13 protein-coding genes are annotated in these 16,450 nt (G+C 55.6%); 6 read left to right on the top strand and 7 right to left on the bottom strand.

The genetic code is table 11. From position 1 onward, the window contains the following. Nucleotides 1-74 precede the first annotated feature (74 nt). Entirely contained in the window at nt 75-968 is an 894-nt protein-coding gene (locus tag KAJ71_RS08500; RefSeq protein WP_248945316.1) for a helix-turn-helix domain-containing protein, read from the top strand. Between the two features lie 34 nt (nt 969-1,002). On the opposite strand, the gene rsxC is transcribed toward KAJ71_RS08500, so the two are convergent. The 7 genes from rsxC to KAJ71_RS08535 all read right to left on the bottom strand — a co-directional run bounded on the left by rsxC (nt 1,003) and on the right by KAJ71_RS08535 (nt 10,015). Next, complete coding sequence (gene rsxC, locus KAJ71_RS08505) at nt 1,003-3,228, bottom strand: electron transport complex subunit RsxC (protein WP_248945317.1); 2,226 nt, start codon at nt 3,226-3,228, stop codon at nt 1,003-1,005. Beyond that, the gene (gene rsxB, locus KAJ71_RS08510; protein ID WP_248945318.1) at nt 3,221-3,796 is read right to left on the bottom strand and encodes an electron transport complex subunit RsxB; all 576 of its coding nucleotides are present in this window, start codon (nt 3,794-3,796) and stop codon (nt 3,221-3,223) included. Before rsxB ends, rsxC begins: the two co-directional genes overlap by 8 nt. Next, nucleotides 3,796-4,377 carry an electron transport complex subunit RsxA gene (gene rsxA / locus KAJ71_RS08515; protein WP_021178056.1) on the bottom strand — a complete coding sequence of 194 codons (582 nt, stop codon included), beginning with the start codon at nt 4,375-4,377 and terminating at the stop codon, nt 3,796-3,798. The genes rsxB and rsxA overlap by 1 nt, the downstream gene beginning before the upstream one ends. 144 nt (nt 4,378-4,521) lie before the next feature. Next, a complete protein-coding gene (locus tag KAJ71_RS08520) occupies nt 4,522-4,962 on the bottom strand; it encodes a DUF2569 domain-containing protein (protein WP_248945319.1) in 441 nt (146 codons plus the stop codon). Between the two features lie 298 nt (nt 4,963-5,260). After that, nucleotides 5,261-6,673, bottom strand: a complete 1,413-nt coding sequence (locus KAJ71_RS08525) for a glycoside hydrolase family 1 protein (protein ID WP_248945320.1) — start codon at nt 6,671-6,673, stop codon at nt 5,261-5,263. A 101-nt stretch (nt 6,674-6,774) separates the two neighbouring features. Continuing rightward, on the bottom strand, nt 6,775-8,280 hold the full coding sequence (araA, locus tag KAJ71_RS08530; protein WP_248945321.1) for an L-arabinose isomerase: 1,506 nt from the start codon (nt 8,278-8,280) through the stop codon (nt 6,775-6,777). A gap of 55 nt (nt 8,281-8,335) precedes the next feature. Then, nucleotides 8,336-10,015: a ribulokinase gene (locus KAJ71_RS08535; RefSeq protein WP_248945322.1), complete on the bottom strand. Its 1,680-nt coding sequence runs from the start codon at nt 10,013-10,015 to the stop codon at nt 8,336-8,338. Nucleotides 10,016-10,374: 359 nt separating this feature from the next. On the opposite strand from KAJ71_RS08535, the gene KAJ71_RS08540 reads away from it, so the two are divergent. From KAJ71_RS08540 to KAJ71_RS08560, 5 genes are all read left to right on the top strand, one after another. Further along, nucleotides 10,375-11,358, top strand: a complete 984-nt coding sequence (locus KAJ71_RS08540; RefSeq protein ID WP_248945323.1) for an arabinose ABC transporter substrate-binding protein — start codon at nt 10,375-10,377, stop codon at nt 11,356-11,358. Nucleotides 11,359-11,418: 60 nt separating this feature from the next. Further along, nucleotides 11,419-12,942: an L-arabinose ABC transporter ATP-binding protein AraG gene (gene araG / locus KAJ71_RS08545; protein ID WP_248945324.1), complete on the top strand. Its 1,524-nt coding sequence runs from the start codon at nt 11,419-11,421 to the stop codon at nt 12,940-12,942. Between the two features lie 17 nt (nt 12,943-12,959). Next, nucleotides 12,960-13,943: an L-arabinose ABC transporter permease AraH gene (gene araH / locus KAJ71_RS08550; protein ID WP_248945325.1), complete on the top strand. Its 984-nt coding sequence runs from the start codon at nt 12,960-12,962 to the stop codon at nt 13,941-13,943. Between the two features lie 216 nt (nt 13,944-14,159). After that, nucleotides 14,160-15,077 carry an arabinose operon transcriptional regulator AraC gene (araC, locus tag KAJ71_RS08555; protein WP_248945326.1) on the top strand — a complete coding sequence of 306 codons (918 nt, stop codon included), beginning with the start codon at nt 14,160-14,162 and terminating at the stop codon, nt 15,075-15,077. A gap of 259 nt (nt 15,078-15,336) precedes the next feature. Beyond that, on the top strand, nt 15,337-16,377 hold the full coding sequence (locus KAJ71_RS08560) for an oxidoreductase (RefSeq protein WP_248945327.1): 1,041 nt from the start codon (nt 15,337-15,339) through the stop codon (nt 16,375-16,377). Nucleotides 16,378-16,450 lie beyond the last annotated feature (73 nt).

Below are 16,450 nucleotides of genomic sequence, written 5' to 3' on the forward strand. Positions count from 1 at the left end.
CACGGAATAACAACTTTCATATAATTAACGTAGGTTACTATCCTGAGCATTTTTGAAGTAGCGAACATCTGATAATGACTAATGAAGATATTTTATTTATTGAAGAGCTGATTGAATGGGTTGAAATTCATCTGGAAACTCGGCCAAATCTGGATGAAGTTGCGCGTATCTCTGGCTACTCCAAGTGGCACTTGCAGCGTAAGTTCAAGCGCATCACCGGTATCCAGCTCGCCACCTATATTCGATCACGCATTCTTACCCGTGCGGCGGTCGCGCTGCGCATCAGCAACCGTACGATTATCGATATCTCCGATGAACTGGGTTTTGATTCACAGCAAACCTTTACCCGGATGTTTAAGCAACGTTTTGGCATTACGCCAAACCGCTACCGTACCATGGATAAATGGGACGTGAAGAGCCTGATGCCGCGCTTCGACTTTGAAGCCGTGTATGAGGCAGGTTTTTACCCGGAAATACAACGGCTGACGTTGCCGGATACGCATTTGGTCGGGTTCACGCGGCAGTTGGAGTTTGATACCGCACAAGAGATGGAGGTGTCTTCTTGTCTCGCCATGAAGGGGGAGATTCTTAACGACTTCTTCAAAGGATTGAATACGGAATGCCACAAGGTTTTCAGCATCCATTCTGTCAATGAGCGCGGCGATGGCGAGTGTTCGGTCACGCATACCATGGCGGTGGAGCCGGAATTCAAGAAGGATATCCTTTCTGGCCACAAGATTGAGGATATTCGTTTGCCAACGCGCGAGTACATCGCGATTACCCATCAGGGGACGGCCAAAGAGTGCGTGAAATTCATCTCTTACCTGATCTCACATGTGATGCCAGGGTTGCGCAATGAAGTGCGTGGGAGCGTAGAGATGGAAATGATCGAAGCCAAGGCATGGAATCAGGATGCCAAACTGCGGCAGATCGATGTCAATTACACCTACCTGATTTCTATCGACTAAATGGGGTCTTGCGTTCGGCAAGACCCCATTCCGCTTACTCTTTATCTACCATCGCTAGCTGCTGTGCGGCCTTTTTTGCCTTGACTCGGGCCAGCGCTGCGGCAACGGCGGCCTTGCGCGGATCCTCCGGTTCAGTCGCAGGGATAGGTTCCTCATCAACTTGCGGTTGTGTAAACTCAGCTTGCTGTGCGGCCTTTTTTGCCTTGACTCGGGCCAGTGCGGCAGCAACGGCGGCCTTGCGGGGATCCTCCGCTTCAGCCATAGGGATAGGTTCCTCATCAACTTGCGGTTGTGTAAGCTCAGCTTGCTGTGCGGCCTTTTTTGCCTTGACTCGGGCCAGTGCGGCAGCAACGGCGGCCTTGCGCGGATCCTCCGGTTCAGCCGTAGGGATAGGTTTCTTGTCAACTAGCGGTTGTGAAAGCTCAGCCTGCTGCGCGGCCTTTTTCGCCTTCACGCGGGCTAATGCCGCCGCTACCGCAGCCTTACGCGGATCCTCTGAAACTACAGTGTCCGCCACGCTATCGGCGTCTTGCGCCTGCGCCGCTTTCTTGGCTTTGACTCGCGCCAATGCCGCAGCCACGGCTGCTTTACGTGGGTCTTCCTCTTGCACTGCCTCTTCTACGGCCGGCATTTCGCTTGCCTGCTCAAGCTTGCGCTCTCTGGCCTGTGCCTTACGCGCTTCGCGGGCAGCAATGGCAGCACTGTTGTCCGGCTCCTGGCCGGTGATAGCAATGCCTGCAGCCTCACTGTTTTTACTACGCACGCGAGCCAGTGCCGCCTGAACGGCATCCTGATCGCTATCGGTCAGTTTCACCGCCGCCTTTTTATGACGTTCTTCGCGCGCCAATTTTTCACGCTCTAAGCGGGCCAGCTTAGCTTCATAACGAGCCTTGGCTTCGGCGGTACGCGTCGCTTCCTGATCCAACGCGTTAATCTCAGCCTTCTCTTGGCGATAATATTGCACCAGCGGAATGTTGCTGGGGCAGACGAAGGCACAGGCGCCACATTCGATACAGTCGAACAGATTATGCTTACGCGCCTTCTCGTGCTCATCACCACGGCTAAACCAGTAAAGCTGTTGCGGCAACAGCCCGGCAGGGCAGGCATCAACGCACAGCCCACAGCGGATACAAGACTGCTCTGGTTCTTGTACGGCCATTTCGTCTACCGTCGGGGCCAGCAAGCAGTTGCTGATTTTGACAACCGGCACGTTTAACGTTGGCAGCGTAAAGCCCATCAGCGGGCCGCCCATCACCACCATCTGTTGAGGTTGCGGTTGATAGCCGCCAAAGGCCAGCAGGTGTTGCACAGGCGTACCGAGGCGTGCCCACACGTTGCCTGGCTTACTCATGGCCTCACCGGTTAAGGTGACGACGCGCTCAATCAACGGCTCGCCATCGACAATCGCCCGCTTGATGGCAAAGGCGGTGCCCACGTTCTGCATCAGCACGCCGATGGTGGATGAACGCTTGCCGTGAGGCACTTCTTTGCCCGTCAGAATTTTGGTTAACTGCTTGGCTCCGCCCGAAGGATATTTGGTGGGGATCACCCGCAGGGCGATGCCATCCTGCCCGCGCAAAGCGACTTTCAGAGCGGCGATGGCTTCCGGCTTGTTATCTTCGATGCCGATCAACGTCACTTTGGGTTGTAGCAGGTGGCGCAGGATTTGGGTGCCTTCGATAATTTGAGCGGCCTGTTCCTGCATCAGCCGGTCGTCGGCGGTGATATAGGGCTCGCATTCGGCAGCGTTGAGGATCAGGGTTTCCACCTCTTCACGGCCGCCTTGCAGCTTACTGGCCGTTGGGAAGCCTGCGCCCCCCAGACCGGCAATCCCGGCCTGATGAATACGTTGGATCAGCTCAACCGCGTCCAGTTGCCGATAATCGGCGACCGGCGTCAGTTCGCACCAGCGATCTTCACCGTCTGGATCGATAATCACACACAATTCCGCCAGCCCTGAAGGGTGGGCGGTAACGTGAGGTTCAATGGCGCGGATGGTGCCCGAGGTGGGCGCATGTACCGGCAAGGTGCGGCCACGGCCAAAGGTCAGCGGTTGGCCTTTCAGTACGCGCTCACCGGCTTTGACGCACAGCTCACCCTCTGGCCCGAGATGCTGTTGCAAGGGGACGATAAATATGTCGGGTAGGGGAGCCACGCGCAGTGGCACACCGCTGGACTGGGTCTTCATTTCGGGTGGATGAATGCCACCGTCAAAATCCCAAATCCGATCTTTTTTCAAAGCGGCGAACAGATTAAACATGTTGCTCCACGGGGATCACTTGCACCGGAATGGTTTGCATATCCCACTTCCAGCTGGCGGTCGTGGTGGCGACCGGTTTCATTTCAATACAGTCGGTTGGGCAGGGCGCAACACACAGATCACAGCCTGTACAGAGATCGGTAATGACCGTGTGCATGGCGCGGGTGGCACCCACGATGGCGTCGACCGGGCAGGCCTGAATGCACTTGGTGCAGCCGATGCAGTTGGCTTCGTCAATATAGGCGACCTTGCGTACCGGCTCGGCCACGGCGGCACCGCCGTCCAGCGGTTGCGGCTCGACGTTGAGTAACTCGGCCAGCTTGAGCATCACCTGCTCGCCACCCGGGGCGCATTTGTTGATCATCTCGCCATTGGCAACCGCTTCGGCATAAGGGCGGCAGCCGGGGTAACCGCATTGGCCACATTGGCTCTGCGGCAGAATTTCGTCGATCTGTTCGGCAACCGGATCTTCTTCCACTTCAAAGCGGCGCGCGGCAAAGCCCAGCACCAGACCAAACAGCAGTCCCAGGGCGCTTAATGCCGCCACGGCAATCCACAACGCAGTCATTAGAATCTCACCAGCCCGGTAAAGCCCATAAAGGCCAGAGACATCAGGCCGGCGGTGATCAAGGCGATGGAGGAACCGCGAAACGGTGCGGGCACATCGGCTACCGCCAGGCGTTCACGGATGGCGGCAAACAACACCATCACCAATGAGAAGCCCGCGGCGGCACTAAAGCCATAAACCGCAGACTGCAGAAAGTTGTAGCCAAGGTTGACGTTGAGCAACGCCACGCCTAACACGGCGCAGTTGGTGGTGATCAGCGGCAGGAAAATCCCCAGCAGGCGATACAGCGCCGGGCTGGTTTTACGCACCACCATTTCGGTGAATTGCACCACGACGGCGATCACCAGAATAAAGGACAGCGTGCGCAGATAAACCAGATCCAATGGGATTAGGATAAAGCTGTTGATTAGCCAGGCGCAGACCGAGGCCAGCGTCATCACGAATGTGGTCGCCATGCCCATGCCGATGGCACTTTCCAGTTTCTTGGAAACGCCCATAAAGGGGCACAGGCCCAGGAATTTCACCAGGACAAAGTTGTTCACCAGTACGGTGCCAACAAACAAGAGCAGGTATTCGGTCATTGCAATGCCTAAAAAAATAAAAGCCGCCTATTATCGGTAATCGGCGGCGTAACGACAACATACTAATCGCAAGGGTATTGCGCTTTTTTGCCTGTTTTGCTGAAAATTTACCCGGCAGGGCGATCAAATCGTGCCTTGCCGTGGTTACTTCTCTGTGAAGGTGCCTTTTACGCGTTGGGAACGCTTAAAATAGGGCACCAGCAGAGCGGCCATCACCAACGGCCATAGCAGGCTACGCACTGCCAGTTCATCGGACACGGGGGCAAAGGCGAACGATTTGATCGCCAATAGCACGGTGATCAGTAGCCAGACCAGGAACAACTTTGGAAAACGTTGTGAACGCTGGCAGAACAGCCACAGCAGGTACAGCGTAAAGCACCACATCACCAGCGTGGTGAGCACCGACAGATACCACTGTGTGGAGAAGGCCTGAGCATTGGTGCTCAGATACTCGCGTGATTCGGGCATAAAAATGGCCATACCGTACAGGGCCAACATCAGGCTGGCGCTGAGCAGGGTAACGATCAGATAGGCCATCGGGGCTAGCAGCCAACCGCCGATGCGCGAATATTCAGCTTGGGTCATACGAGATCCTGAGTGGTATTGCAACGAAGTAAGCGGCATAGCTTACTCAAATATGTGCCAATGCGCGAGGAGAAGGCGATTTCGTTGGCCTAGCCTATAAAAATGTTAGTCAGGTTGGGTCGCTGCAGGTAATGGTGCAACAGGTGAGAGTCATACAGAACGCCGACACGCCGTGAATCCATCCCTGGAGGCTCGTATCGCGCATCCCTGCGCTCAACGGTCGGCTAACCTGCAATGACTCCCACCTGCCTCAAGCTCGGGTGTTGCGGTATTATGTCCAGTAACAATGGGAATGTGATTAACGTTCCGCACCGTTGCTGGCGATCAGCTTTTGGTACCAGAAGAAGCTCTTCTTACGCTGGCGTGCCAGATCTTTGTTGTGGTCAACGTAAATAAAGCCGTACTGCTTCTGGAAGCCGTTGAGCCAGCTCAGCAGATCGATAAACGACCACGGATAATAGCCACGTACGTCGGCACCCTGTTTGATGGCGTCTTCAATGGCACCAATGTGCTGGCGCAGATAGTCGATGCGATCGTCATCCACCACTTCACCATCGATAATCGGATCTTTGGCTCCCAGACCGTTCTCGGTGATGTAGATAGGGATATCGCCGTAACGCGCTTTGATATTCATGATGCCTTCGGTGAGGCCTTGCGGATAAATCTCCCAGTCCCAATCGGTATACACGCCATTCGGGTTGCGGACGAACTTGAACAGCCCTTTAAAGCCGAATTCGTTACCCTGCTGGTGGCCGCTACCTTTCTCGCCGGTGGTGTTGATAGTCAGATGTGACTCTTGATTATTGGCCGCGATGGTTTCACGTTTGTAATAGTTCAGGCCAATAAAGTCACAGATATTGTCGCGCAGCAGTTGCTCATCACCAGGTGCGAATTGTGGCACGCCCCACAGAGCCTGAGTTTGCGCCAGCAGTTCAGCCGGATATTCCCCTTTCAGCACTGGATCGTACAGCCAGTGGGTAAAGATCCCTTCGGCCAACTGATAGGCCGCCAAGTCTTCCGCAGATTGGCTGAGCGGGGTGTGGGTTTGCAACACATTGACGAAGCCGATTTGACCCGCAATGCCGCTGGTACGGAATGCGGCTACCGCTTTAGCGTGGGCTACAAAGACATGGTGGCAGGCCTGGATCGCGCGCGCCGGGTTCTGTACGCCCGGTGGGTGGCCGCCGGTGATGTAACCGAAGCCGATAAAGCACACGGTCTCATTGAAGGTAGACCATAGTTTGACGCGATCGCCGTAACGTTGGTAACACAGGCGGGCATACTCTTCAAAAGCCTCCGCAGTGCTGCGTGCTTCCCAACCGCCTTCATCTTGCAGCGCCTGCGGCAGATCCCAGTGGTACAGGGTGATCATCGGCTCAATGTTGTGTTCCAACAGGGCATCGATCAGATCGCTGTAGAATTTGACCCCGGCCTCATTGATGGTGCCCCGGCCCTGTGGCAGCAGGCGCGGCCAGGAGATTGAGAAGCGGTAGCTCTGCATCCCCATTTCGGCCATCAGCGCCACGTCCTCACGGAAGCGGTGATAGTGATCGACGGCAACATCGCCGTTAGTGCCGTGGTAAGTGGTACCTGGCAGGTGGGAGAAGGTATCCCAGATGGATGGGCCTTTGCCGTCGGCATCGTGTGCGCCTTCAACCTGATACGCCGCGCTAGCCGCGCCCCAGAGGAACTCTTTCGGGAAAGCAGACATAACTATTCTCTCTATACGTTAAATATTGAGTCTAGTTTAGGTCGAGTTGAAATGAGTTTGCAACCGGTTTCTGAAACCGGTTGCAGTTTTTGCGGGCGCGTTTAGCGACGGTTGATTTGGTAGTAGGTTTCATTCCAGCGGATTTCGTTTTTGAACGCTGGCAGGGTGGTGTCGTTATCGATCAGCAGGAATTCGATGTTGTGCATCTCGGCATACAGACGCAGGTAGTCGGCGTTTAGTGACTGCGAGAACACCGTGTGGTGCGCACCACCTGCCAGGATCCAGGCTTCCGCCGCCGTAGCCAGGGAAGGCTGAGCACGCCAGATCGCCCGCGCCACCGGCAGTTTAGGTAACGGTTTAGGCTGCTCAATGGTATCAACCTGATTGACCAGCAGGCGGAAACGGTCGCCCATATCGATCAGGCTGGCGTTTACCGCCGGGCCTGCCGGGGTAGAGAAGATCAGGCGGGCCGGATCGGCCTTGCCACCGATGCCCAGATATTGAATATCCAGCAGTGGCTTCTGTTCTTTGGCGATGGAAGGGCAGACTTCCAGCATATGGGAACCCACCACCAGATCGTTGCCCGGCTGGAAGTTGTAGGTGTAATCCTCCATAAACGAGGTACCGCCGTTTAAGCCGCTGCCCATCACTTTCATAATGCGCAGCAGGGCCGCAGTTTTCCAGTCACCCTCACCGGCAAAGCCGTAGCCTTGCTGCATCAGACGCTGTACCGCTAAACCTGGCAACTGCTTCATGCCGTGCAGCGTTTCAAAGTTGGTAGTGAAGGCGTGGAACTTGCCCTGTTCGAGGAAACGTTTCATACCCAGTTCGATAGCGGCAGCATCGATCAGGTTCTGCCGTTTGGCACCGTTAACTTTTGCCAGGTCACTCAGCTCATAGCTGGCTTCGTACTCTTCGATCAGAGCATCGATATCGCCCTTGCTCACTTCATCGATCACGCTGACCAAATCGCCGATGCCATAAGCATCCACGGAATAACCAAACTGGATCTGCGCGGCCACTTTATCGCCATCGGTCACGGCGACCTGGCGCATGTTGTCACCAAAACGCGCCACCTTCAGTTGCTGGCTTTCCTGTTTGGCGCAGGCAACACGCATCCATTGAGCGATACGTTCTTGGGCATTTTTGTCTTGCCAGTGGCCCGCGATCACGCTGTGCTGCTGGCGCATACGAGCACCGATAAACCCGAACTCACGGCCACCGTGGGCGGTCTGGTTCAGGTTCATAAAGTCCATATCCATGCTGTCCCAGGGAACCTCGGCATTAAATTGGGTATGGAACTGGAGCAGCGGTTTATCGAGGGTCGACAGGCCGGCAATCCACATTTTGGCCGGTGAGAAGGTGTGCAGCCAGGTGATGATGCCGACGCAGTCCTGGTGATAGTTGGCATCACGGCAGACGGTGGTGATTTCGTCCGGCGTGGTGACCAGCGGTTTCAGCACCATCTTCACTGGTAAACCTGCGTCACGGTTCAGGCTGTTCACGACCTGTTCGGCGTTTTCCATCACCTGTTGCAGGGTTTTTGGGCCATAGAGATGCTGGCTACCGATCACGAACCACACTTCACGTTGCTTAAAGATGTTCATCAAAAACTCCTGGATCTAGAGGTTTTATTGAGCCGGTGAGGTCTGCCCCAGCGTATTAATTTTTGGTGGTTGCGGCAAAGTGCGGCTCTGCGGCTTGGCACCACTGTTGATAGCGTTCATAAAGTTGTTGGTAGCGAGCGACGTTTGCAGGAGCGGGCTGCAAAGTACGTTCAATGCTGCAGGCCATATGCTGCTGGGCTTGCGGAACGTCGCTGAAATGCCCGGCGGCCACGGCGGCGAAGATGGCCGCACCCAACGCGCAGCATTGGTCGGAGGCGACAATCTGTAGCGGGCGATCCATCACATCGGCGCAAACCTGCATAATCACCGGTGATTTGCGGGCAATGCCGCCTAAAGCCAGCACGTTATCAACGGGAATGTCCTGCTGTTCGAAGCACTCCATGATGGCGCGAGCGCCAAATGCCGTTGCGGCGATAAAGCCACCAAACAGCGTGGGTGCATCGGTGCCGAGGTTGAGATCGGTGATCACCCCTTTCAGACGTTGGTTGGCGTAGGGGGTGCGGCGGCCATTGAACCAGTCCAATACCACTGGCAGATGGTCAAGCGACGGGTTTTTGGCCCAGGCGGTGGTCAGGGCGGCCAGCATGTCATGCTCGATTTGTTGCAGCTGTGTCTGGAGTTGCGGTTGCGTCTTGGCGGCTTCACGCAGTGGCCAGCTCAGCAGACGGCTGAACCAGGCGTACATATCGCCAAAAGCGGATTGCCCGGCCTCCATACCGATGGTTTGCGGCACGACGCTGCCGTCCACCTGGCCGCAGATGCCGCTGATGGCACGATCGCCCACACGTTCACGATCGGCAATCAGAATGTCGCAGGTCGACGTGCCAATCACCTTCACCAGCGTATAAGGCTTTGCACCAGCTCCCACGGCCCCCATGTGACAGTCAAAGGCACCACCGGACAGCACCACGCTCTCTGACAGCCCAAGCCGTTTGGCCCACTCTTTGCTCAGCATCCCCACCGGCAAATCAGCAGTGTAGGAACCGTTGAACAGCGGATAGGGCAGATCTTCCACCAGCAACGCATCCAAGGCTGCAAAGAAGGCTTTAGGTGGCAAACCGTCCCAGTCTGGATGCCACAGCGTTTTATGGCCAACGCTGCAACGCCCGCGCTTTAACCGATCCGGTGCGGTGGTGCCAGAAAGCAGCGCTGGTACCCAATCGCATAGCTCAACCCAAGAGGCGGCGGCGTGGCGTACCGCCTCATCCTGGCGTGAAACGTGCAAGATTTTGGCCCAGAACCACTCCGAGGAGTAAACACCACCGATATAGCGCGAATAGTCGGGAAAATCGCCACGGCGGCACAGCTGGTTAATCTCCTCCGCTTCCTCGATAGCGGTGTGGTCTTTCCACAGCACAAACATGGCGTTGGGATTGCTGGCAAACTCCGGTCGCAACGCCAATACGTCGCCATGTTCATCAATCGGGGCGGGAGTGGATCCGGTGGAATCTACCCCAATCCCGATCACTGCCTGCCGCTGTTCCTGGCTCATGCGTTGCACCACGGCGACGACGGCTTGCTCCATGGCTTCGATATAGTCGAGTGGATGATGGCGGAACTGGTTCTGCGCGGCGTTACAGAAGTCACCACGCTGCCAGCGTGGGTAGTAGACCACCTCGGTATCCAGTTCGTTGCCGTTTTGACAGTCGACAGCCAATACCCGTACTGAATCGCTGCCGAAGTCTAATCCCAGGGCAATAGCACCTGCCGTCATGATGCGGACTCCTTACTTGTTAGATTGAGGTTAACGATAGGAGCGGGACGGGGAGGTCGGTGAGGAGTCATTGGCTGGAAGTATGCACTTTTCTGCTTGCTACAGTGATTTTGTGATGGGGGTCAAAAGTTACTACTTGGTTAAATTTGCTAAATGTATGCACATATCTGCTGTTATCTCGGGATGTGATAGCGCTCTACATTTAACTAACAAATACCGGCTAAAACTGTTTGCGTCTTACCTGAGTCGTCGGCAAGGGGCGAGATATAAAGCCATTGTCGTGACAGGATCTCATAATGATAACGTTTTCACGGTGGCCCGGTTTTTCTGCCGATGAAAGCAAAACAGCGGAGAGTACCATGCATCAATTCACTAAGACGTTGGCAGTGATCGGTCTGACGGCGGTTATGTCACATTCAGCTGTCGCAGAGACCATGAAACTGGGTTTTTTGGTTAAGCAGCCAGAAGAGCCCTGGTTCCAGACCGAATGGAAATTTGCCGACAAGGCGGGTAAAGACCTGGGCTTTGAAGTGATCAAGATTGCCGTGCCGGACGGCGAGAAAACCCTCAATGCCATCGATAGCCTGGCAGCCAGCGGGGCCAAGGGATTTGTTATCTGCACCCCAGACCCGAAGCTCGGCTCAGCGATTGTCGCCAAGGCGCGCAGCTACGACCTGAAAGTGATCGCGGTTGACGACCAGTTTGTTAACGCCAAAGGCAAACCGATGGAGAGCGTGCCGCTAGTGATGATGGCGGCTACCAAGATAGGTGAACGCCAAGGCGCAGAGCTGTGGAAAGAGATGAACAAGCGTGGCTGGAAAGTGGCAGAGACCGGCGTAATGGCGATCACTTCCGATGAACTGGACACTGCACGCCGCCGTACCGGTGGCTCGATGGACGCATTGAAAACCTCTGGTTTCCCAGAGCAGCAGATCTACAAGGTTCCGACCAAATCCAACGATATCCCAGGGGCGTTTGATGCCGCCAACTCGATGCTGGTACAGCATCCAGAAGTGAAAAACTGGCTGATCGTCGGGATGAACGACAACACCGTGCTGGGCGGCGTGCGTGCCACCGAAGGCCAGGGCTTTAAAGCGCCGAATGTGATCGGCATTGGTATCAATGGCGTTGACGCGGTAAGCGAGCTTTCCAAGAAACAGGCTACCGGCTTCTACGGCTCACTGCTGCCAAGCCCGGATATTCATGGCTACAAGAGCATTCAGATGCTGCATGACTGGGTAGAGAAAGGCGTGGAACCGCAGAAATTTACTGAAGTGACTGACGTGGTGCTGATCACCCGTGACAACTTCCAGGTGGAACTGCAGAAAAAAGGTCTGATGTAAGGGTCGTGCCGCCTGCATCAAGCGGGCGGCCATTTATCGCACAGCATTGAGGAAAGCACTATGACTGCCGTCACGCCCTATCTGGCTTTCAAAGGCATCGGTAAAAGCTTCCCTGGCGTCAAAGCGCTGGATGATATCAGTTTCAGCTGTCAGGCAGGGCAGATCCATGCGCTGATGGGGGAAAACGGCGCTGGGAAATCGACGCTGCTGAAAATCCTCAGCGGCAATTACGCCCCAAGCAAAGGGGAGATCCACCTCCAGGGGCAAGCGGTGCAGTTTGCCAATACCACCGACGCGTTGAACGCCGGGGTAGCGATTATCTACCAGGAACTGCATCTGGTGCCGGAAATGACCGTGGCAGAGAACATCTACCTTGGCCAGTTGCCGACCAAACATGGCCTGGTGGATCGCAAACTGCTGCGTTATGAATCCCGCTTACAGCTGGAACACCTCGGGTTGGATATCGATCCGGATACTCCGTTGAAGTACCTGTCGATTGGCCAGTGGCAGATGGTGGAGATTGCCAAGGCTCTGGCGCGTAACGCCAAAGTGATTGCGTTTGATGAGCCGACCAGTTCGCTGTCGGCACGTGAAATTGAACAGCTGTTCCGGGTGATCCGCGAGTTGCGTGCCGAAGGACGGGTGATCCTGTATGTCTCGCATCGTATGGAGGAGATCTTCGCGTTGAGTGATGCCATTACCGTGTTTAAGGATGGCCGCTATGTGCGCACCTTCGATGATATGCAGCAGGTAAACAATGAAGTGCTGGTGCAGGCGATGGTTGGCCGTGATCTCGGTGATGTCTATGGCTATCAGCCACGTGAGCTGGGAGGTGTGCTGTTGCAGCTTACCGAGTTGCAGGCCGCCGGGGTGAAAACGCCTATCAGCCTTAACGTACGCGCTGGAGAAATTGTTGGCCTGTTTGGTCTGGTAGGCGCAGGGCGCAGCGAATTGATGAAAGGGATTTTTGGCGCTACGCGGATAACCGGGGGCCAATTGATGCTGGATGGCAAGCGGCTTGATGTTCGTTCACCGATTGACGCTATCCGTGCGGGCGTGATGCTGTGCCCGGAAGATCGTAAGGCCGACGGCATCATTCCGGTGCACTCGGTGCGTGACAATATCAACATCAGTGCCCGCCGTAAAAGCATCAAGGCGGGCTGTCTGATCGATAACGCCTGGGAAACCAGCAATGCCGATCACCATATCCGCGCGCTGAATATCAAAACCCCAACGGCAGAACAGCTGATCATGAACCTCTCCGGTGGCAACCAACAGAAGGCGATCCTGGGCCGTTGGCTGTCGGAAGAGATGAAGGTGATCCTGCTGGATGAGCCGACACGCGGCATTGACGTTGGCGCAAAACATGAAATCTATCACGTGATTTATCAGTTGGCGCAGCAGGGCATTGCTGTGCTGTTCGCCTCCAGCGATTTGCCCGAAGTGCTGGGGCTGGCGGATCGCATCATCGTGATGCGTGAAGGGGCGATCTCTGGTGAATTGACCCATAGCGAGGCCTCTGAGGAAAAAGCCCTCAGCCTGGCGATGTTACGTACACCTGATATTGCAGCGGCGATGGCCTGATGGTGAAGGAGCAAGAGATGTCGAGTATAACAACCAATTCTGTGAAAAACCGTGGCGGCCTGGGGTTGGCGCGTATCTGGGACAGTTATGGCATGTTGGTGGTATTCGCCGTGCTGTTTGTTGTCTGCGTCGCGTTTGTGCCGAATTTTGGCAGCTTTATCAATATGAAGGGCCTGGGGCTGGCGATCTCCATGTCCGGCATGGTGGCGTGCGGCATGCTGTTTTGCCTCGCCTCGGGCGATTTTGACCTGTCGGTGGCGTCGGTTATCGCCTGTGCGGGTGTCACCGCGGCGGTGGTGATCAACATGACCGAGAGCCTGTGGATCGGCGTGGCTGCCGGTTTGCTGTTGGGCGTGCTTTCTGGGCTGATCAATGGCTTTGTGATCGCCCGGCTGAAGATTAACGCGCTGATCACCACCTTGGCCACCATGCAGATCTTCCGTGGCCTGGCCTATATCATTTCCGATGGGAAAGCGGTGGGGATCGAAGACGAACGTTTCTTTGCGCTCGGCTATGCCAACTGGTGGGGGCTGCCTGCACCGATTTGGATCACCATTGGCTGCTTGATCCTGTTTGGTTTCCTGCTCAATAAAACCACTTTTGGCCGCAATACTCTGGCTATCGGTGGCAACGAGGAAGCGGCTCGTCTGGCCGGGGTGCCGGTAGTGCGTACCAAGATCATCATCTTTGTCCTTTCCGGGCTGGTATCTGCCGCTGCGGGCATCATTCTGGCTTCGCGTATGACCAGCGGCCAGCCGATGACTTCCATCGGCTATGAGCTTATCGTGATCTCCGCCTGCGTGCTGGGGGGCGTTTCGCTCAAAGGGGGCATTGGCAAAATTTCCTACGTTATTGCCGGGATCCTGATCCTGGGCACGGTGGAAAACGCCATGAACCTGCTGAACATCTCGCCGTTCTCGCAGTATGTGGTGCGCGGTGTGATCCTGCTGGCTGCGGTGATTTTTGACCGCTACAAGCAACAAGCGAAGAGCAGGGCGTGAAGACCCATCACAATTTTGCGATTGCTATGAGCAGCATTTTTCCGGATGGGTAAACTTGTTGTATTGCTCCGAAACGCGGAAGTTAATCTGTAGCACAGACAGTCTCCTCTCCCTTTGGGAGAAGGCTAGGGTGAGGAGCCTTACTCCCCAGCCAGTTAAGCATTGCGCTGCAATTGCCAGGCGCAGGGATATCGGTAAGACACTTTTGGAGGCCAGATGTATCATCGCATGGTTCAGGAACCCCAACCGAACCCGTTGTTGCCGGGTTACACCTTTAACGCCTATCTGGTTGCCGGGTTGACGCCGATTATGGCAGATGGGCCGCTGGATTTCTTTATCGATCGCCCTGGCGGCATGAAGGGGTACATCCTCAATCTGACCATTAAAGGCCAGGGCAAGGTGTTTGACGGTGAGCAGACGCTTTACTGTAACCCTGGCGATCTACTGCTGTTTCCGCCCAAGGCGGCGCATAACTATGGCCGATCACCGGAGAGTGACTGCTGGTATCACCGCTGGGTCTATTTCCGCCCGCGAGCCTATTGGGCCGACTGGCTGGAATGGCATAGCAAGGCACATCAGGTAGGGCGTCTGACGCTGCCCAACAACCAATTGCTGACCGAGTTTGACCGGCTGTTTGCCAACATTGAGCAGACCCAACGCTCTGGCCGCCGTTTTGCCGAAGAGATAGGCATGAACCTGCTGGAACGGCTGTTGCTGCGCGCAATGGAGGAAGATCCCCTCAGCCCGCAGAAGATTATGGACCCACGGGTGATTGAGGCCTGCCAGTTTATTACCGGCAATCTGGCGGGAGAGTTGCGTATCGATGAAGTGGCACGCCACGTTTGTCTTTCGCCTTCGCGGCTGGCGCATCTGTTCCGTGACCAGGTCGGGATAAATATCCTGCGCTGGCGTGAAGATCAGCGGGTGATCCGCGCCAAGCTGCTGCTGCAAACCACTCAGGAATCGATTGCCACCATTGGTAGGGTGGTTGGCTATGACGATCAGCTCTATTTTTCCCGCGTGTTTCGCAAACGGGTTGGCGTCAGCCCCAGCGATTTTCGCCGCCGTAGCCTGGAGATCAACTACCCGGTGAACCATTCCCAGGATCGACCTTTGGTTGCCGTTGTTGGTTAACCTACCATTTACGCGATTGCTGATATGACCACATTGTAGGGGCGCTGTATGCTGCGCCCGCCTAGCCCTATCGGTTATATTGCTAATCTGCATTTAGCTCTTGTTCCAGCCCGCATCATGGTGTCAAATCGAATCAATCCCGACTTCATCTTTTTCTAGCGGCAACATTCAGGGGCGGGTTTCTCGCCCCAACTTACACGGACGTAGCATTTCAACTGCCTGGAATTGATGTGTATCTCGCCCTGTATGAGGAAACAAGATGTCTGAAACAATCCGCGTTGGCCTGGTGGGCTATGGTTACGCCAGCAAGACCTTTCATGCTCCGCTGATCGCGGGAACCTCTGGCATGGCGTTGGCCGCCGTTTCCAGTAGTGACGCTGGTAAAGTCCACGCCGACTGGCCGATGATGACGGTGGTCAGTGACCCGCAGGCGCTGTTTAACGATCCCTCGATTGACCTGATTGTCATCCCAACGCCGAACGATACCCACTTCCCGCTGGCACAACAGGCAATGGCGGCGGGCAAGCATGTGGTGGTGGATAAACCGTTTGCCGTGACACTGTCACAGGCGCAGCAGTTACAACAGCAGTCACAACAGAGTGGGCAACTGCTTTCGGTGTTCCACAACCGCCGTTGGGACAGCGATTTCCTGACCTTAAAAGCCTTGCTGAAAGACGGCGCTTTAGGGGAAGTGGTCTATTTTGAATCCCATTTCGATCGTTTCCGCCCAGAAGTTCGCCAGCGCTGGCGTGAGCAAGGTGGGGCTGGTAGCGGTATTTGGTACGATCTGGGGCCGCATCTGATCGACCAGGCCTTACAGCTGTTTGGCAAGCCACAAACGCTGTTTGTCGATCTCGGCGAGTTACGCCCTGGCTCACAATCGGTAGATTACTTCCATGCGGTGCTCAATTACGGCCATCGGCGTGTAGTGCTGCATGGCACGGTGCTGGCCGCGGCAGAAACTGCCCGTTATATTGTGCACGGTACGCAGGGCAGCTTTATCAAATATGGTCTGGATCCGCAGGAAGACCGCCTGAAAGCCGGCGAGCGTTTACCGCAGGCCGACTGGGGGTACGATATGCGCGACGGAGTGGTGACGTTGTCACGTGATGGCATGCTGGCAGAACAGCCGCTGTTGACCATTCCGGGCAATTACCCGGCCTATTACGCCGCCATTCGCGACGCGATTGCCGGTACCGGTACCAACCCGGTGGCGGCCAGCGAGGCGATACAGGTCATGGAAATGATCGAGCTGGGCATTGAGTCGGCTAAACAGCAAAAAGCGCTGCCGGTCACCTGATATCAGCAATAACAGCAGGGTTCAGAGCGCTTCTGAACCCTTTTTACGTTTTAATGGCAAGGAATTTTGAAGA

It is taken from the genome of Serratia silvae (genome assembly GCF_023282985.1).
Taxonomy (GTDB): domain Bacteria; phylum Pseudomonadota; class Gammaproteobacteria; order Enterobacterales; family Enterobacteriaceae; genus Chania; species Chania silvae.